18 protein-coding genes are annotated in these 18699 nt (G+C 35.5%); 3 read left to right on the top strand and 15 right to left on the bottom strand.

The genetic code is table 11. The annotated features are described in order from the left end of the window. Nucleotides 1-214: 214 nt before the first annotated feature. Nucleotides 215-1162, top strand: a complete 948-nt coding sequence (locus tag CD112_RS07370) for a glycerophosphodiester phosphodiesterase (RefSeq protein ID WP_103364082.1) — start codon at nucleotides 215-217, stop codon at nucleotides 1160-1162. A gap of 155 nt (nucleotides 1163-1317) precedes the next feature. On the opposite strand, the gene thiW is transcribed toward CD112_RS07370, so the two are convergent. The 13 genes from thiW to CD112_RS07305 all read right to left on the bottom strand — a co-directional run bounded on the left by thiW (nucleotide 1318) and on the right by CD112_RS07305 (nucleotide 14326). Further along, entirely contained in the window at nucleotides 1318-1815 is a 498-nt protein-coding gene (thiW, locus tag CD112_RS07365) for an energy coupling factor transporter S component ThiW (protein ID WP_002480748.1), read from the bottom strand. Between the two features lie 33 nt (nucleotides 1816-1848). Then, nucleotides 1849-2205, bottom strand: coding sequence for a YlbF/YmcA family competence regulator (locus CD112_RS07360; RefSeq protein ID WP_002480747.1), 357 nt, complete (start codon nucleotides 2203-2205; stop codon nucleotides 1849-1851). After that, nucleotides 2205-3746, bottom strand: coding sequence for a tRNA (N6-isopentenyl adenosine(37)-C2)-methylthiotransferase MiaB (gene miaB, locus CD112_RS07355; RefSeq protein WP_002480746.1), 1542 nt, complete (start codon nucleotides 3744-3746; stop codon nucleotides 2205-2207). Before miaB ends, CD112_RS07360 begins: the two co-directional genes overlap by 1 nt. A gap of 122 nt (nucleotides 3747-3868) precedes the next feature. After that, nucleotides 3869-4768, bottom strand: a complete 900-nt coding sequence (opp4C, locus tag CD112_RS07350; protein ID WP_002480745.1) for an oligopeptide ABC transporter permease — start codon at nucleotides 4766-4768, stop codon at nucleotides 3869-3871. A gap of 12 nt (nucleotides 4769-4780) precedes the next feature. Further along, nucleotides 4781-5749 (bottom strand): oligopeptide ABC transporter permease, encoded by a 969-nt coding sequence (gene opp4B / locus CD112_RS07345; protein WP_103364081.1) that lies wholly within the window; start codon nucleotides 5747-5749, stop codon nucleotides 4781-4783. After that, nucleotides 5746-6732, bottom strand: a complete 987-nt coding sequence (locus tag CD112_RS07340) for an ABC transporter ATP-binding protein (protein WP_023015664.1) — start codon at nucleotides 6730-6732, stop codon at nucleotides 5746-5748. The genes opp4B and CD112_RS07340 overlap by 4 nt, the downstream gene beginning before the upstream one ends. Before the next feature lie 12 nt (nucleotides 6733-6744). Then, nucleotides 6745-7725, bottom strand: coding sequence for an ABC transporter ATP-binding protein (locus tag CD112_RS07335; RefSeq protein WP_082709446.1), 981 nt, complete (start codon nucleotides 7723-7725; stop codon nucleotides 6745-6747). Between the two features lie 64 nt (nucleotides 7726-7789). Beyond that, nucleotides 7790-9511 carry an oligopeptide ABC transporter substrate-binding protein gene (gene opp4A / locus CD112_RS07330; protein WP_060803526.1) on the bottom strand — a complete coding sequence of 574 codons (1722 nt, stop codon included), beginning with the start codon at nucleotides 9509-9511 and terminating at the stop codon, nucleotides 7790-7792. 171 nt (nucleotides 9512-9682) lie between these two features. Next, nucleotides 9683-9973: a thiamine-binding protein gene (locus tag CD112_RS07325; RefSeq protein ID WP_002480740.1), complete on the bottom strand. Its 291-nt coding sequence runs from the start codon at nucleotides 9971-9973 to the stop codon at nucleotides 9683-9685. An 88-nt stretch (nucleotides 9974-10061) separates the two neighbouring features. After that, a complete protein-coding gene (locus tag CD112_RS07320) occupies nucleotides 10062-10580 on the bottom strand; it encodes a type II toxin-antitoxin system YoeB family toxin (RefSeq protein ID WP_103364080.1) in 519 nt (172 codons plus the stop codon). 205 nt (nucleotides 10581-10785) lie between these two features. Then, nucleotides 10786-11652 (bottom strand): 2-oxoacid:ferredoxin oxidoreductase subunit beta, encoded by an 867-nt coding sequence (locus tag CD112_RS07315; protein WP_002480738.1) that lies wholly within the window; start codon nucleotides 11650-11652, stop codon nucleotides 10786-10788. Then, nucleotides 11639-13414, bottom strand: a complete 1776-nt coding sequence (locus tag CD112_RS07310) for a 2-oxoacid:acceptor oxidoreductase subunit alpha (RefSeq protein WP_103364079.1) — start codon at nucleotides 13412-13414, stop codon at nucleotides 11639-11641. The genes CD112_RS07315 and CD112_RS07310 overlap by 14 nt, the downstream gene beginning before the upstream one ends. Before the next feature lie 114 nt (nucleotides 13415-13528). Continuing rightward, nucleotides 13529-14326, bottom strand: a complete 798-nt coding sequence (locus tag CD112_RS07305) for a TIGR00282 family metallophosphoesterase (RefSeq protein WP_023015669.1) — start codon at nucleotides 14324-14326, stop codon at nucleotides 13529-13531. Between the two features lie 270 nt (nucleotides 14327-14596). On the opposite strand from CD112_RS07305, the gene CD112_RS07300 reads away from it, so the two are divergent. Then, the gene (locus tag CD112_RS07300; protein ID WP_002480735.1) at nucleotides 14597-14815 is read left to right on the top strand and encodes a hypothetical protein; all 219 of its coding nucleotides are present in this window, start codon (nucleotides 14597-14599) and stop codon (nucleotides 14813-14815) included. A gap of 104 nt (nucleotides 14816-14919) precedes the next feature. Here the strand turns inward: CD112_RS07300 and CD112_RS07295 are convergent, their stop codons facing one another. Continuing rightward, a complete protein-coding gene (locus tag CD112_RS07295; protein ID WP_002480734.1) occupies nucleotides 14920-15750 on the bottom strand; it encodes a LysR family transcriptional regulator in 831 nt (276 codons plus the stop codon). Between the two features lie 122 nt (nucleotides 15751-15872). Here CD112_RS07295 and CD112_RS07290 point away from each other — a divergent pair, with 122 nt between their 5' ends. Continuing rightward, a complete protein-coding gene (locus CD112_RS07290; protein ID WP_023015671.1) occupies nucleotides 15873-16868 on the top strand; it encodes a YeiH family protein in 996 nt (331 codons plus the stop codon). A gap of 120 nt (nucleotides 16869-16988) precedes the next feature. On the opposite strand, the gene rny is transcribed toward CD112_RS07290, so the two are convergent. Continuing rightward, nucleotides 16989-18548 (bottom strand): ribonuclease Y, encoded by a 1560-nt coding sequence (rny, locus tag CD112_RS07285; protein ID WP_002480732.1) that lies wholly within the window; start codon nucleotides 18546-18548, stop codon nucleotides 16989-16991. Nucleotides 18549-18699 lie beyond the last annotated feature (151 nt).

The raw sequence follows: 18699 nt of genomic DNA, 5'->3' as shown, positions 1-18699 counted from the left end.
ATATTCTTTTCACTTGTCTTAACTCATCTATTTTAACAAATTATGTTCTCACAAACGAGTATCGTCTTTACACTGTAATTTTAATCTAATTTTAAAAATAATAATAAATCATAAAACCATAGTTAACTTTTATAAACTTATAGTAAATATGTGCAATTTTCCTTAAATCTTAAGCTATCATGAAAATATCTTAAACAAAGGAGCATGAATACATATGAAAATTAAATCAACTATTTTTTCTACTCTCATGATTTCTACTGCACTTCTCGCAACTTCCCAGGTAACTTATGCGAACACTGACACTATCGGTCCAGCTTCAAATGCGCATAATCAGTCTACAAAAAACATGTCGAATCATCCGCATAACATCTTAAATCAAAATGTTTCAATTGCACATCGTGGCGCGAGTGGTTATACACCTGAACATACTTTCTTCGCATATGACAAAGCGAAACATGAACTTAACGCAGACTATATTGAATTGGATTTACAGATGACTAAAGACGGCAATCTTATCGCGATGCATGATGAAACGGTAGATCGTACAACTGGTGGAAAATTCCATGGTCCCGTCAAAAATTATACGACAGAACAACTGAAACAAATGGATGTCGGTACTTGGTTTAACGTTGAAAATCCACAATATGCGAAACCTGAATATGAAGGCGCAAAAATTCCGACGCTTGACGAGATTTTAAATCGTTATGGTCAAGATACTAATTATTATATCGAGACAAAGTCACCAGATGTGTATCCAGGTATGGAAGAAAAATTACTTCAAACACTGAATCAACATGGCTTATTAACTCCTGCAAAACTAAAAAACGGACAAGTTGTGATTCAAAGCTTCTCACAAGAAAGTTTACTGAAGATACAACGCTTAAATAGCCATATTCCGCTTATTCAACTAACAGATGTTGATCAATTATCCGCTTATACTGATCAACAACTAGACTTTATTTCATCTTATGCACAAGGCGTCGGCCCTGAGTATCATGATGCGACACCACAAAATGTCGACAAAGCACATCGTCACGACTTACTTGTTCATCCATATACAGTAAATACACAACCAGAGATGCAAGCATTGCTGAATGCAGGTGTAGATGGTGCATTTTCAAACTATATTGATCAGTATATCCAGTTACGTGATCAAAAATAGTACTAATTGACCACATATAGTTATTTCATGTATGAGCTTCTAACAGCTTACTAGTATTTTCATTCTATAACTAAAACAATATTTAGTTATAAAAACCAGAAGATATAACAATGACCCCATTCACTTCATTTAAGAAACGAATGGGGTCTTATTTATTAATCTTTAGGCAACCAACGAGAGAGTTTGCCTTTTTTAAATAATATCATTAATACAACATAGCTGATAAAAGCACCGACAGCACTTGAAGTAATAAAGGCTGCCATTAAAGGTTTAATCGCAAAATGTTGTAAACCGAGTACGAATGCTAATGGAATACACATAAAACTTCCGATTAATCCTGTACCGATGACTTCACCTATAGCTGCCATAAATAAATGTTTACGGTAGCGGTAAAGTGCACTTGCCAACAATACACCAATCATACTGCCAGGAAACGCAAAAGCAGATCCTGTGCCGAACATCATTCTAATTACAGAAGATAGAAAGGCTTGTGCCAATCCAAACCACGGTCCTACAAATACAGCACATAGCACATTAATCATATGCTGAATCGGTGCTGCTTTAATCGGTCCAATAGGGATAACAATCAAACTGCTTAAAACCACATTAATGGCGATAAACATTGAAGTCAGTGTAAGCTTTCTTACATTCACAATAAAAAACGCCCTTTCACTTATAATTTAAAGTTACTGCTTGTGGTGCGCTGCATTTAACTGATCAGCCATCGTATTAATCATCATCTGCAATAAATCATTCGCATCTGCTTGGGCATCACGAAACTCTGTCACAATCGGCAACGCATTGATTTTTTGTTGAATCTCCGCAATCTCTGCTTCACTACGCTTGAAAGCTTCCATTTTGCCGTAGTTCTGCAAATTGACTGATTGCTTTTGTCGTTGTTTCAAATCAGCCATCCACGCATCGATATGATGATTACGATGTATTTGTTGTTCAACTTTTTGATATTCTTTAACGGTTTCTAAAGCTTTTATTTGATCACTGAGTGCTTGTGCCTTAGCGATAATCTCTGCTTTATCGTACATTATGCTTCAACCGCTTCAGCTTCCACAATATTTAAGAATGTACCGTTTAAAGAATATTGTTTCGCTTCATCAATTTTCACTTTCACTAATTGACCAATTGCTTCTTTAGGTCCTCTGAAATTGACAAGTTTGTTTTTCTCAGTATAACCTGCTAAAACATTTTCATCTTTTTTACTGCTGCCTTCACATAGTACAGTGACCACTTCACCTTCGTATGCTTTTAAGGCACGTTCTGAATAATAACCGACTTTTTTATTCAAACGTTGTAATCGTTCTTTCTTCACTTCAGTTGCCACGTTATCTTTCATACGTGCTGCTGGTGTACCATCACGTTGTGAATAAAGGTACGTATACGCATGTTCGAATTCAACTTCATCATATAGTGATAAAGTCTCTTCAAATTGTTCTTCAGTTTCATTTGGATAACCGACAATGATATCTGTTGTTAACGCAACATCTGGAATTGCTGCTTTGATACGATTTACTAAATCTAAATAACTTTCACGTGTATATTTACGTCCCATAATTTTAAGTACGGCATCATTACCTGATTGTACCGGTAAATGAATGTGTGGAACAATATTGCCGCCTTTGGCAATAACTTCAATCATGTGGTCTGTGAAGTCCCATGGATGACTTGTTGTGAAGCGAACACGTGGAATATCAATTTTAGCGATATCTTCAAATAAATCGCCTAAACCATATTCAATATCTTGTAAGTCCTTACCATATGAGTTAACATTTTGTCCTAATAATGTAATCTCTTTATAACCTTGACGTGCTAAATCACGGACTTCTTCAATAATGTCTTCTGGTCTACGGCTACGTTCTTTACCGCGTGTAAACGGAACAATACAATATGTACAGAACTTATCACAACCGTACATAATATTGACCCAAGCTTTGAAATAATCATCACGTACTTTAGGCAAGTTTTCAATAACATCGCCTTCTTTTGACCATACATCAATGACCATTGCTTTAGATAAATAAGCTTCTTCTAAAATTTCAGGCAACTTATGAATATTATGCGTACCGAAAATCATGTCCACATTTTGGAATGATTTTAAGATTTTATTTACAACTGATTCTTCTTGTGACATACAACCGCAAACGCCGATTAAGCAATCTGGACGATCACGTTTTAAATGTTTTAAATTACCGATTTCACTGAACACTTTATTCTCCGCATTCTCACGGATTGCACAAGTATTCAGTAAAATAACATCCGCTTTCAACATGTCGTCTGCTAACGTATAACCAAGTGCCTCAAAAATACCTGCCATTACTTCTGTGTCATGTGCGTTCATTTGACAACCGTATGTTTTAATAAAGAACGTACGGCCTTTACCCATATCTTTAAACTTTTCATCTATTTGGAAATCACGATTATATTTTACTTCTTCTTTACCGCGTTTTTTGGCTTCTTTTAAACTAGGAGGTTGATACACTGTTTCGAAGTACTGACTATAATCTTTTTCTTTTTTATTTCGTTGAGCAATGACGTCTAAAGAACCTGCTTTTCTTTGTTCTTCATTCACTTCGCAAAATCCTTTCTATATCCCCGATTTATCATTATTACATTATATATGGTTTATCATAAAAGTGCAAAATGATTCTTGTTCTCATAAGAAAAAGCCGGTCAATGTGACCGACTCTTTGATTAGTGTTTAGATTTAGGGTTCAAAGCATCTTTTAATCCTTCACCCACGAAGTTGATACATAAAATTGTAATCGTAATAATCATCGCTGGTGGCATCCAAATCCATGGTTTACTGCTTAATACATCCGCTTCTTGCGCATCCGATAACATATTCCCCCATGTCGGTGTTGTTTTCGCAATACCGAAACCAAGGAAACTCAAACCAGCTTCTGCCACGATTTGTACCGCAAATAATAATGTTGCTTGTACAATGATGACACTTAAAATATTTGGAAGTAAGTGTTTTAACATAATTTTATAAACAGGTGTTCCAATTGAAACAGCCGCTAAGAAATATTCATTTTCTTTTTCCTGCATGACTTTACCACGTGTTAATCTGGCAATCCCAACCCATGATAAAGTAATGATTACGGCAGCTAAAATAAATGCTGAGCCATATGGATTTTTGATTTTGTCACTGAATGTCGCATTTAATACGATTGCGAATGGAATGAATGGGAACAACATAACAAACTCAGTAAAACGCATTAAAATGGTATCTACTTTGCCGCCATAGTAACCTGAAATCATTCCGACAATCAAACCGATGATTAAAATTCCGGCAGTTGTCACAATCCCAAAGACCATAGAGACACGACCAGAATAAAGCAGACGACTTAAAATATCACGTCCACCGGCATCTGTGCCTAACCAGTGTTCTGGTGACATATCCCCTTTAATATAAACCAAATTTTGTAAGTTTGGATCGTACGGCGCAAGCAGTGGAGATAACATTGAAATCACAAATATCGCAATTAATGTAATCAGCGCTGTCATTGCTAATTTATTATGTGTGAAGTGAATCATGGCTGTTCTCAGCGGTGAATAACTTTCATGTTTCTTTTTTGATTTTTTAGACATGTTTTCTCCTCCTTAGTTGCTCTTAATTCTAGGGTCTACAATACTGTATGTGATGTCGGATATTAAGTTCGCTAATAGTCCTAAAAATGCAAAGAATAAAAGTAATGCCATCATTAATGGATAGTCTTTACCGCTGATTGCTTCAATTAATAATTTACCGATACCAGGATAAGAGAAAATCGTTTCAGTAATTACAGCCCCGCCGAAGATAGATAACACATCTCCACCGAAGAATGTCACAATCGGAATGACTGAGTTTCTTAAAATATGTTTGTTGTAAATTTTGTTTTCTGAAATACCATTTGAACGTGCTGTTCTGACATAGTCTTTACGTGAATTTTCGATAATATCATTTCTTAAGAATTGTACGTAACCTGCTGTCGACATAATACCTAGAATTAATGCAGGCAATAAGGCATGATAAATTTTACTCATATAGTACGGGAATGTACCTTCTTCCAAACCAATCGTCACTGAGCCTTGGAATGGGAACCAGTTTAATTGGAAAGCAAATAAATAAATTGCGAACACACCCGCTACAAATGATGGTAACGCGAGTAAGAAATAGTTCGCGATTTGTATAGAATAATCTAAAGGTGAGTACGGTTTCCGTCCTGAAATAATACCAAGCGGAAACGCTAAAATATAAGTAAATATCAAACTTAATGTACCTAGTGTAATTGTGTTTGGCATTCTTTCTTTAATTAAATCTAAAACTGGACGTTTGAATCGTACAGATTCACCTAAATCACCTTGAGCGATTTTTTCAGCCCATTTCATATATTGCACATGAATCGGCTGGTCATAGCCTAATTTTTTTCTTTGCTGTTCAATATATTTAGATGCTGAACTATCAGTTGACGTTACAGATCCTGTAAAAGCATCACCCGGCTGCATTTTCGCAATACCGAAGATAACGATTGAAATTAAGAATAATAACGGAATCATCAATAATAAACGACGAACAATTAACTGAATCATTTTTCCACCTCTTCCTCAATCAATAAGCATGCTGCGAAATGATTTTGACTGACTTCTTTATACTTTGGCTTAGTTGTTTTACACGCTTCTTGAGCAATCGGACAACGGGTATGGAATGGGCACCCTGTCGGTGGATTGGCAGGAGAAGGTAAATCACCTGTTAATAAAATACGTTCTTTTCTTTTTTCTGGATCAATTTCAGGAATAGCTGAAATCAAAGCTTGTGTGTACGGATGTTTAGGGTTGTTATAAATTTCATCTGACGGACCTTGTTCTACAATGTGTCCGAGATACATAACTCCAATGTAATCACTCACATGCTTTACGACACTTAAGTCATGGGCGATGAATAAATAACTGAGATTAAACTCTTCTTGCAAATCATCTAATAAGTTCAAAACTTGAGATTGTACAGAAACATCTAACGCACTGACAGGTTCATCTAAAATGATAAGTTTTGGTTTTAAAGCGAGTGCGCGTGCAATACCGACCCTTTGTCTTTGACCTCCTGAAAATTCATGCGCATATTTATAATAATCTTCTGTGTTTAGTCCTACTTTGACAAGCAGTGCTTTGACTTCTTTTTCGAGTTCTTCTTTAGATATTTTATGATAGTTTTTAATCGGTTCAGCGACGATATCGCCGACCATTTGAAGCGGGTTTAATGATGCATAAGGATCTTGAAAGACCATTTGAAAACCTTGTCTCGCTTCTCTCAACTTTCTACCTTGAATCTTTGTGATATCCTCGCCATCGAATAAAACAGTACCATCTGTCGGTGTCTGTAATCTTAAAATGCTGCGTCCTGCTGACGATTTACCACAGCCTGATTCACCAACAAGCCCCATTGTTTCTCCTTCATTAATTTTAAAACTGATACCGTCTACTGCTTTAACTTGACCGATTGTTCTACGAAAAAATCCACCTTTAATTGGATAATATTGCTTAAGATTGTTTACTTCTAAGATTGTCTTTTTATCCATATCGTTCCTCCATTATTGCTCGTCATATAAATGACAAGCGACTTTATGTTTTGCGTCAATCGATTTTAAAGCGACGTTTTCAGTTTTACAGATATCCATAACATGCGGACATCTGTTTGCGAATTTACATCCTACTTTCGGCATATTAACAAGTGAAGGGACACTACCTTCAATAACTTCTAATTTTTCAACATCACTGTCTAATTTAGGTATCGATCTGATTAAAGCTTGTGTATAAGGATGCTTCGGAGATTTGAAAATTTCATTAGTCGTGCCAGTTTCAATAATATTACCGGCATACATTACGGCAACGCGGTCACAGAGTTCTGAGATAACAGCTAAGTCATGCGAAATGAAGATGATAGACATATTCGTTTCTTTTCTGATTTTTCGTAACAACTCTAAAATTTGGGCTTGTACTGTAACGTCTAAGGCAGTGGTAGGCTCATCAGCGATTAATAAATCAGGACTACAAGAAATAGCTAATGCGATCATGACACGCTGTCTCATCCCACCTGATAATTGATGCGGATAGTTATCAATGACTTCTGCGGCACGCGGAATACCTACTTGGTTAAGCAAATCAATCGCTTTGGCTCTCGCTTCTGATTTATTCAATTTCAAATGCAGCATGATTTTTTCAGTAAGTTGATTACCAATTGTAAATACTGGATTTAAAGCTGTCATCGGTTCTTGGAAAATCATTGAGAGTTCTTTACCTCTTAGTTGGTTATAGTCATTCTCACTGATGTTGTCGACACGCTTACCTTTAAAGACGATTTCTCCTTCTTCAATCTTGGCAATTTTTTCTGGTAATAACTGCATCACAGATAAACTTAATACAGATTTACCTGATCCTGATTCACCTACGATCCCAAGAATCTCCCCTTCTTCAACTGACAAATTAATATCATTAACTGCAGAATGCCATTCTTTCTTTATGTAAAAGCTGGTTTTTAATTGTGTTATTTCTAAAATATTCCTCGATGTCAATTTCAACACTCCCTTTTTTTGCTTAGAAAAAGCCTCGAAAATAATCGAGGCTTTTCATGCAAAATTATTTTTCTACAGTCCATTCATTTGCAGGGTTAGAACCTTTGAATGAAACTTCAAAGTTTTTAACTTTATTGCTAACTAAAGTAATATCTTCAAGTTCTACAAGAGGGATAACTGGAACATCTTTATTCCAAAGTTTTTGCCATTTCAAGTAGATATCTTTACGTTTTTCTTTGTCGTTTCCTACAACATCAAAATCAGTAGCTTCTGCTAATAATTTATCTGATTCTGGGTTGTTGTAACGTGATTCATTCCATAATGCATTTGATTTATATAAACCTGATGGATCTGGGTCAGCCCCTTGTTGCCATCCTCTGACATAAACTTCAACGTTACCGTCTGATTTTTCTAAATCTGCATTATATTTACTGAATTCAACCATGCTGACTTTAGTTTTCAAGCCAACTTTTTCCCAATAACCTTTAAGTGCTGCAGTTCTTGGTTCAAATGTTGGGTTTGTACCTGCATAGTGTTTCAAGCTGATTTCGAATTTTTTACCTTTAGGGTCTTCTCTGAAACCATCGCCGTCTCTATCTTTATATCCTGCTTCATCTAATAATTTTTTCGCTTTTTTAACATTGTAGCTATAGTCTTCTAAGCCTTTATTACCTTGAGATACCCAGTGACTTGTTGGAATTAATGAGTTCGTTGGTTTAGCGTAACCATACATGAATGCTTTAATCCATTCATCTTTATTGATCGCATAATCCATTGCTTTTCTTAAACGTACATCTTGGTATTTAGGAAGTGGTTCTCCGACTTTCATTGCTTTTTTATCATATTTGTTTAATACAAATCCGATAATCATGTATTGTGTTGATGGTGCTGTTAATACTTTAATGTTGTCTGCTTTAGAGTCTTTAACTTGTTTTGCCATTGGTGGTGTACCTTGACCTACCATGTCGATGTCGCCGTTTTGAAGAGCTTTAACCATCGCGTTTTGGTCTACAACTTTGTAGTTGATTTTGTCGAGCTTTGGTTCACCTTTCCAGTAATCTTTGTTTTTCTCTAATTGTACTGATTCGCCATCTACGATTTTTTTAACTTTGAATGCTCCATAACCGATTGGATGTTTACGAACAGCGTCTGATTTTGCCATATCTTTAACTGGAATATCTTTAAAGATTTTTTCACTCAATAAGTCGCCAGCATAAATTTTCAATAAGTTATTAACTTTTTTCTCTTTGAATGTGATTTCTACATTGTAGTCATCAATCTTTTTGATACCTGAAATTGTATCCGCTTGACCTTCTTTTTTCGCTTGTGCCCCTTCGATACAATCTACGTTGTCATAACGTGGACCATCGTAGTCAGGATTTGCTAATGTTTCTAATGTGAAAATCCAGTCATTGATTGTTAATGGATTACCATCTTGCCATTTCACACCTTTTTTCAATGTGAATTTATATTTCTTAGCAGGTTCGATTTCTTTCCATGACACTAAGTTTGGTTCTAATTGTAAATGATCATCCATTTTGAATAATCCATCACTGAATAATCCGATAACACCTGAATCAGTAACTGATGATGCAAAAATACCAGAGAAGTTACCTTCTGGTGGTGCACCTGTACCAATATTTAATGTACCGCCTTTTTTGTCACTCTTGCCCGTACTGCTTGAACCCTTAGTATTATCAGAATCCGACTTTTTGCTGCCGCATGCTGATAGTACTAATAACAGTGATAGTAAAACTATCGCTAACTTAAACCATCGTTTCTTCATATAATTCCTCCTCTTGCTGTTATCTCTATGCCGCTTATATGAAATTATTATATTAATATTCAGACTATTGTGTCAATGACACTTCTATTTTTTATTATTTTTATAATTAGGTTGTTTGATAAAACAAAAAAGCACTCCTGTAATTAGGAATGCTTTAGCAAATAATATTTATTAATCATATTTTGCAGTCAAATCTTCCATTGTAATACCAGTCGGTACATAATAGAACTTCACTTGACTGATGACACTTGGTACTTCTAGTTCGACCATTCTGTCATTAATATTTTGAATTAAAATCAAACACTCGCTCATTGTGCCTTGAACGGTTGTTTCTAATGGCGATACTCTAAATTTTAATCCAGATTGTTCAATAATAGAAATCGCTTCATCAACATATGGAATAACGTCTTCACCATTGGGGGTTTTAGGTAATACTTGAATACTCATCAATGTATCTTGCATCTTTCAAACCTCTTTTCACTATTTCATTAACTTTACTGTATCAAAATTTATATTTTCTATCGAATATTCTATCTTAGTTTTATGGAAATCATACAGTGTGGTAATAACAGCTGATAATAATGAGGCGATGATCAATTTCTTTATAGACTAGGCGGTGGATTTCATCAAGTTTCAAAACTTTAAAACCACCTTCACTGATTCGTCTAACATATAGAGGCACAGGATGATTATCTTCATCAAAAGGAATTTCACCTTTAATTTGTCTGATTGCTCGATTAAAATGTTTGATTAATTCTCCATTTAAACTTTTGAAATGGGTATGATCATTATTTGCTGTTTCCGTAAAATCGATTAATAAATGATCGTCTACTAACACTTTTACGAGATGTCCATTGATATAATCTCTAATACAGTGTGCTAAATGTTTTCGATTGGCTTCGTTTTTTAATAAATAAATGCGTGCATCATACCCTTGTGGTGTTTCATTTTCAATTATATGTTCATTTGAAGGATCTACTTGCTGTCCTTCTAAGTAATTATGTGCAATTTTATTTAATAAGTGCTCTTGTGTCATAGGAGTTTCATTTACGTTTATCTCTTTCTTCATTTTGTACACCTCTTAAATGCGACTTATTTAAACATTACCCTGATTAAGCGGTATGCCAAACTTTTATTTTAAACTTTAGTCAATCTCAATTTAATGGATATACAAAATAATCATATAAATATATTTTCAGAATCATAAATAAGCCTTCATACCCTTACAATAACTTATACCCGTTATTTGAAGAATATGAAGGCTATTTTGTATTTTAAATAAATTGTTTTGTTAGTTCATCAAATTGTGATTGGTCAATGTTGATATCTTGCTTAGCTAAAGCTTCTCCGCTCATCACTTCTAATTGTGATTCATAAGAAGGTGTTTCTTTATCTTGATATACAATACCTGTCAGCAATGATTCATGATTGATAACTGCTTGTGTTGCTTTACCTTTATCTGATGGATCATAATCTTCTAATTCATCAACAGATACAAGATTTTCTTTAAACCAATCATACGTGTTTACTTTATTATAAGTCACACATGGTGAGAAAACGTTCACAAATGAGAAACCATCATGGTTGATTGCTTCTTCGATTAAAGCAGTCAATCCTTTGATGTCACTTGAGAAACCTTGTCCTACAAATGTTGCACCTGATGATAATGCTAATTCTAACGGTGCGACGTTTTGTTCAATGTTGCCTTTTGGTGTAGTTTTTGTCACAAAGCCAGGAGCTGATGATGGTGATGTTTGTCCTTTAGTTAAACCATAAATTTGGTTATCCATAACGATGTACGTAATGTTCATGTTACGACGTAATGCATGAATGGTATGACCCATACCAATCGCATAACCATCTCCGTCACCGCCTGAACAAATCACTGTTAAATCTTTATTGGCCATTTTAACACCTTGCGCAATCGGTAAAGCACGACCGTGAATCGCGTGCATACCATATGAGTTAACATAGCCTGATAAACGACCTGAACAACCGATACCTGTAATTAATGCTACTTCTTCTGGTTCTAAGCCTACATTTGCAGCTGCTTTTTGAATCGCTGCTTGGACTGAGAAGTCACCGCAACCTGGACACCAGTTAGGCTTAACGTTATTTCTAAAATCTTTAAATGTTGCCACCTGTAACCACTCCTTCAGTTTCTTTGGCAATTTCTAAACCTTTTTCTTCAATTTCATGTGGTAAGAATGGTGTACCATCATACTTCGTTTGATTGATTAATTTTTGATGGACGTTCACATTCATTTTTAATATATTCGCAAGTTGTCCTTGATAGTTATGTTCAACAACAACTACTTTTTTCGCTTTATCTACCGCTTCTTGCACAATTTGTGTAGGGAACGGATGCAATTGTTTAATTTGTAAATGATTGACTTTAATACCTTCATCTTCAAGACGTGCTTTACCTTCTTGAATTGCACCTTTTGTTGAAATGAAACCAATATATAAGATATCCGCTTCATCATACGGTTTATCGTCAATCACAGGTTCATTGATTAATAACTTTTCTGTCTTACGCATACGTTTGTCCATTTGTTCTTGACGGTTTTGTGCAGACTCGCTAGGTTTACCTTCTGGACTGTGTTCTACACCTGTCACATGATGAATACCGCCTTTAACACCTGGAATTGGTCGTGGTGATACACCGCTTGCTGTTAATGCATAACGTTTGAAGTAAGATTTATCATCTTCATCTCTTTCAATATCACTTTGCAGCAACTCGCCACGTTTAATTTCTACACGACTGAAATCTAATTGTTCAACAGTTTGTTTACCTAATGCTAATTGTAAATCACTTAAGATAATGACTGGGCATTGGTATTCTTCAGCTAAGTTGAAAGCTTCTACTGTTAAATAGAACGAATCTTCAGCATCTGTCGGTGCTACGACAATTTTAGGAATATCGCCATGCGTACCATAAATCATCTGCATTAAGTCAGATTGTTCTTCTTTTGTCGGTAAGCCTGTTGATGGACCGCCACGTTGTGTATTCACAATCACTAACGGCGTTTCAGTCATACCTGATAAACCGATAGATTCCATCATTAACGACAAGCCAGGTCCTGCTGATGCTGTAAATGCACGGACACCTGCATAGTTTGCACCGATAGCCATTGTCGCAGCCGCAATTTCATCCTCTGTTTGGATAACTGCACCATTTACTTTTGGTAAGTTTTCAATCATATATTCCATGATTTCTGATGCTGGTGTAATCGGATAAGCAGCCATAAATTTAGAACCCGCTGAAATCGCACCTAAACCAATCGCATCGTTACCAATCATATATAAATGCGGCTCAGACTGGCTTGCTTCAAGGTGGTAGTCACCTTTTAAGTCTGTCATTTCTTCTTTCATAGCTTCATAGCCTGCATGAAACGCTTGAACGTTCATGTCTACAATATTTTCGCCTTTTTTACCGAATGTATTCGCAATTAAAGATTCGAAAGATTTGATATCTAAATCCATAATGGCACATGTTGCACCAATTGCGACCATGTTTTTCATTAATTTCGTACCTAGCTCTTTTGCGATATCTGTAAAAGGCAGTACGATCAGTTGGGCTTTACAATTTTCAGGACGAGACGGTTTTGCTTTTGCATCTACAATAATTACGCTGTCATCACGCATTTCATGATGGTTTAATTCAATCGTTTCTTGATCAAATGCGATTAGAATATCTAAATCATCGCTGATCGCATGTACAGGTGTTGTTGATACCCTGATTTTATTATTGGTATGTCCGCCTTTAATACGGCTTGAGAAATGTCTGTATCCGTAGAGATAATACCCTTCACGGTTCATTGCTGTGGCAAAGATTTCTCCAGTCGATTCAATTCCTTCACCTTGTTGTCCGCCTACTTTCCAAGATACTTGTGATTTCATACCTAGCTTTGCCTCCTGTAATATAATTCATCTATCATCATAACAAAATAAACCACTGTATTACTATGATAACAGTGGTTTTAAGTGAAATTCATACTAACGGACGATACCCTATCAGACCATTTCGAATGGGTTATCTTCGTTAATTAAAATCCGTTCAATCTTTTTGGTTTTACCATTTTTATCTAAATCAATAACTACACCAGATAAAACTTCTCTTCCCTCGTCAGGTACAACATGACGTTGCGGTAAACTTGAGATAAAACGGTAAATGACTTCATCACGATTAATACCTAAAATACCATCATAGAAGCCAGTCATACCGACATCTGTAATGTAACCTGTACCTTGAGGTAAAATACGGTTATCTGAAGTTTGAATATGTGTATGCGTTCCAACTACAGCACTTGCGCGGCCATCTAAATACCAGCCCATCGCATTTTTCTCTGATGTTGTTTCCGCATGAAAATCTACAAAAATATAAGGCGTTTCTTTTTGCGCTTCTTTTATCAAAGCATCTGCTTTTTTAAATGGATCATCAATATCTTGCATAAAAGCGCGTCCTTGCAAATTGATAACAGCAAGTTTTGTGTCATTAATTTGCATATAACGCATGCCGACACCTGGTGCTTCATCAGGGAAGTTCGCAGGTCTGACCATACGTTTCGCATCATCAATAAACTCATAAATCTGACGCTGACCATACGTATGATTGCCCATCGTCATAAAGTCTACGCCTTCACGTAATAATTGTTTATAAATTTTTTCAGTCAGTCCTTTGCCGTGTGCCGCATTTTCAGCGTTCACAATTGTCGCAGTCGGACGGTAATGTTGTTTCAATTTAGGAAGATACGTCGTGATTGCCTGACGTCCTACCTTACCTACGATATCGCCGATAAATAATATTCTCAACGTTCCTTCATCCTCTCATATTAGTTAGTTTAATGGAAAAAGCATCAATTGAAAAGTATCAATCGCGTTCTGAAATCAAAGATTCTTTTAAGTTTTAATAACTTCATCTTTAATTTTATGTAGAGCGGGTAAAAGTAATTAAGTCATTCATACATCACATTGTTGTATTTGTAAAAAATCTGTCAATTTTCGACTAGAAGTTTTACTTTTTCAGGGTGTGTTTGTATGTTATGATTTGTCTATCAAATTTATAGGAGATGTCGTTATTCAATGTCAATTAATATTGATCCCGAAAAGTTCGCAGAACTAGTACTTCAATCAAATCCGTCAAAAAGTGAGGATGCTGAAGATATCGCAAAAGAAGCTTTAGAACTTTATGTTAATGCTTATCGTTTAGCTGAAAGATACGCACAATTATCTTCAAACGCTTTAGATACATGCGAAGTACTTAAAGAAGTAAAACAAACAGATTTACTTTTATCTAAATAAAGACAACGATTATAAAAATAAAAGCGATGCAGTGATATACACTGACACATGAAACACGTGAAGTTAAGCAAAATATGCTTAACTTCTTTTTTATGTTCAACTTTTTATTGCTTCTTCAAATGTTCTATCAATAAGCTTAGATTATCATCAATGTATTTATTCTTATGTGTAAACAAATAAAAATCACGTTGTATATCTACAGGTACTACGCTTAAATATTGATGATCATAAGGAGTCAGTGCTGAAGAGGAAACAATAGATATTCCCATACCACTGCGCACCATATTTTTAATCAGTGTGGTGTTATTCATTTCAACTAAAAAGATATCATCTAAGCCAAGTTTCTCAATCCCCTTCTCTTGGTATGCACGCGTACCTGAGCCTCTTTCTCTAATATAAAACGTTGAAGCTTGTTCAAACACTTGCCCTTTTCTACGAATTAAAACTAACTCATCATGTTCAATTTTAATTTTATTTAACGCATTGTCTTGAATTTCTTTTTCTACAATACCTACATCGATACTATTATGTTTAAGATGTTCAATAATATGTTCTGAGTTATCTAATCTCGCATGAATGTGTAATTTAGGATATTTTAGAGCCAAGTCTGCGAGATGTTCAGACAATCGATATTCTCCGTAAGTGTAACTGCTGCCAATGGTTAGTTCTCCTGAAATTGTATGAGGTGCTTGTTTTAAATCTTTTCTCAAACGATCTTCAAGTCGCTGTTTTTGTATCGCATATCGAAATAAAGTTTCACCATCAGTTGTGAGTCGCATGTTCGAATGTTTAAATTCAAATACCTTCACGTCATAGTCACTTTCTAAGCGTTTAATATCTCGGCTGATTGAAGGTTGCGAGGTATATAAGTTTTGTGCTGCTTTCGTGTAGCTTCTCGTTTTTACGACTTCAATTAATACTTTAAAAGGATCCATTGTACGTCCCCCGACTCTTTGACTTTTCACTATTATAACAAATTTGTTATGAGCGCTATACCAAATATTTATTTAACGTTATAGTCAGCCAATGATAACCTTAATTTTAAGGAGGCATGACTATGACAACATTTAGACAAAAACCTTTCATACTAGGGATACTCTTTACTCTGGTTATCGCACTCATCAGTATGTTGTTAGCGAAGTTGCCGATTCTCGCAAATGTAGGTGCATTGACTATTGCGATCTTATTTGCGATTGTTTATCGACATATTAAAGGATATCCGGAAACACTTAGACCTGGCATTGAATTTTCAGCGAAAAAGCTTTTGAAATTTGCGATTGTCTTGTATGGTCTTAAATTAAATATTAACGAAATCATTACACAAGGACGTACATTATTACTCGTGGATATCGGTGTAGTTATTTTTAGTATCGGTTTTATTTTCTTATTAAACAAATGGCTTAAAGGTGATCGTGATATCGGTCTTCTATTAGGAATCGGAACAGGAATTTGCGGTGCAGCTGCTATTGCCGCAACTTCTTCAATTCTAAAAGCGAAAGAGAAAGACACAGCATTAAGTGTAGGCATTATCGCATTAATCGGAACACTCTTTTCATTAGCCTACACTGTTATTACATCTATCTTTAATATTGCGCCACAATTATATGGCGCATGGTCAGGCAGTAGTTTACATGAAATTGCGCATGTCGTATTAGCTGCTGGATTTGCGGGAGAAGCTTCACTTAAAATCGGACTACTCGCAAAACTCGGACGTGTATTTCTATTGATTCCAGTCAGTTTGATTTTACTCGCAATCATGAAATACAAATCACAACACAGTGCACAAAAAGCTAAAATAGAAATTCCATATTTCTTATTTGGTTTTATTATTGCTGCATTGATTAATACGTATTTACCATTGCCAGAACCTTTAATGGCAGTATTAAATTTCTTAGCAACATTACTCATCATAATGGCAATGGTTGGATTAGGCTTGAATGTTGCCTTAAAAGATATTAAAGATCGTGCCGGCAAACCATTAATAGCAATTGTAATCGCATCTATTATATTATCCGCATTAACTTTTGCGACTCTAAGTATGCTGCATATATAAGTTTAATATGAATTAAATGTAACTATCCCTTGAGCTCATTCAAAAGCTGAAGGGATAGTTTATTTGTATATAAAAGAACCTTGAGCTATCTCTAGCCCAAGGTTCTGTTGGTTTCAAAAATTATTTTGCATATTCAATTGCTCTCGTCTCACGAACAACTGTCACTTTGATATGTCCTGGATACTGTAGTTCATCTTCTATTTGTTTTTTAATATCTCTTGCTAGGCGATGTGCTTTCAAGTCATCGATGTCATCTGGTGATACAATTACACGGATTTCACGACCTGCTTGAATCGCAAATGCTTTTTCTACGCCTTCATAACCTTCAGATAGTGCTTCTAAGCGTTCCAATCTGCGGATATAATTTTCAAGTGTCTCTTTACGAGCACCTGGACGCGCTGCTGATAAAGCATCTGCTGCAGCAACTAGGATAGAGATAATTGATGTTGGTTCAACATCCCCGTGGTGGGAATGAATCGCATTAATAACTGTTTCGTTTTCATGATATTTCTTCGCAAGTTCTACACCAATTTCGACATGGCTGCCTTCTACTTCATGATCAATCGCTTTACCAACGTCATGTAACAAACCAGCACGTTTTGCCAATGTCACGTCTTCACCAAGTTCAGCTGCAAGCATTCCTGATAAATGTGCAACTTCGATTGAGTGTTTTAAGACATTTTGGCCATAACTTGTTCTGAATTTAAGTCGACCGAGTATTTTAACTAGGTCTGGATGCATGTTATGAACGTTAATTTCAAATGTAGCTTGTTCACCAGCATCTCGGATAATATCATCTACTTCTTTACGTGCTTTTTCTACCATGTCTTCGATACGACCCGGATGAATCCGACCGTCTGAAACAAGGTTGACTAAAGCTGTGCGTGCAATTTCTCGTCGAATAGGATCGAAGCCTGATAATATAACCGCTTCTGGTGTATCATCTATAATTAAATCGATACCCGTCAATGTTTCTAAAGTACGAATGTTTCGACCTTCACGGCCAATAATACGACCTTTCATTTCATCATTCGGTAAGTTGACTACCGATACTGTTGACTCTGAAGTATGTTCAGCAGCTAAGCGTTGAACCGTTGTTGCCAACAATTCTTTTGCGGTTTTATCAACTTTTTCTTTCGCTTCATTTTCCTTTTCTTTAACAAGTACTGCAATATCTTGTGACAGTTCTTCTTCAACACGTTGAAACTGTTCTTTGATAGCTTCATCACGTGTGAGACCGGAGATGCGTTCTAATTCTTGTTCGTGCTTCATTATTATGGATTGAACACTACTCTCTTTTGCATCTACTTGTTGTTGTTTTTCTTCAATTTTCGATTCTTTTTGCTCTAAAATCTCATCTTTTTTGTCTAATAGATCAGACTTACGCTCTAAGTTATCTTCTTTTTGAAGAAGGCGGGTCTCTTGTTTTTGAAGATTTCCACGTATTTCTCGAAGTTCATTTTCTGTTTGTTCTTTTAAACGTTGATTTTCTTCTTTCGCCTCAAGTAATCTCTCTTTCTTGAGATTCTCTGCTTCTTTGTTCGCCTGATTGATAATATCATCTGCAGTTTGTTTTGCTTGCACTTGTTTATCGTGCAAAACTTTTTGGGCAACTATATACCCTACAACAACTCCTAGAATACAACCCAGCAAAATGAGTAGGAGGGTTAATAAATTCACACAAACACCTCCTTTTTCTAGGATTTTGTTTATTTGTATATCAATTTCAATATGATTATATGAAGTTATATAAGAATCATACATACCAATTGTACTTTTTTAACATGAGAAGTGTCAAGGTTAATAGTTTACATAACCTTCATAATTACAC

Origin of the sequence: Staphylococcus simulans, from assembly GCF_002902285.1 — a bacterium.
Lineage (GTDB): Bacteria > Bacillota > Bacilli > Staphylococcales > Staphylococcaceae > Staphylococcus > Staphylococcus simulans.
This window is presented reverse-complemented; position numbering and strand designations above follow the sequence as displayed.

Bases quoted from the DNA above. Each gene is read 5' to 3' on its own strand.
- CD112_RS07340 (WP_023015664.1), bottom strand. From the start codon at position 6,732: ATGGATAAAAAGACAATCTTAGAAGTAAACAATCTTAAGCAATATTAT.
- opp4C (WP_002480745.1), bottom strand. From the start codon at position 4,768: ATGTCTAAAAAATCAAAAAAGAAACATGAAAGTTATTCACCGCTGAGA.
- CD112_RS07320 (WP_103364080.1), bottom strand. From the start codon at position 10,580: ATGAAGAAAGAGATAAACGTAAATGAAACTCCTATGACACAAGAGCAC.
- CD112_RS07370 (WP_103364082.1), top strand. From the start codon at position 215: ATGAAAATTAAATCAACTATTTTTTCTACTCTCATGATTTCTACTGCA.
- CD112_RS07325 (WP_002480740.1), bottom strand. From the start codon at position 9,973: ATGCAAGATACATTGATGAGTATTCAAGTATTACCTAAAACCCCCAAT.
- CD112_RS07300 (WP_002480735.1), top strand. From the start codon at position 14,597: ATGTCAATTAATATTGATCCCGAAAAGTTCGCAGAACTAGTACTTCAA.
- CD112_RS07290 (WP_023015671.1), top strand. From the start codon at position 15,873: ATGACAACATTTAGACAAAAACCTTTCATACTAGGGATACTCTTTACT.
- opp4A (WP_060803526.1), bottom strand. From the start codon at position 9,511: ATGAAGAAACGATGGTTTAAGTTAGCGATAGTTTTACTATCACTGTTA.
- CD112_RS07310 (WP_103364079.1), bottom strand. From the start codon at position 13,414: ATGAAATCACAAGTATCTTGGAAAGTAGGCGGACAACAAGGTGAAGGA.
- CD112_RS07360 (WP_002480747.1), bottom strand. From the start codon at position 2,205: ATGTACGATAAAGCAGAGATTATCGCTAAGGCACAAGCACTCAGTGAT.
- opp4B (WP_103364081.1), bottom strand. From the start codon at position 5,749: ATGATTCAGTTAATTGTTCGTCGTTTATTATTGATGATTCCGTTATTA.
- CD112_RS07295 (WP_002480734.1), bottom strand. From the start codon at position 15,750: ATGGATCCTTTTAAAGTATTAATTGAAGTCGTAAAAACGAGAAGCTAC.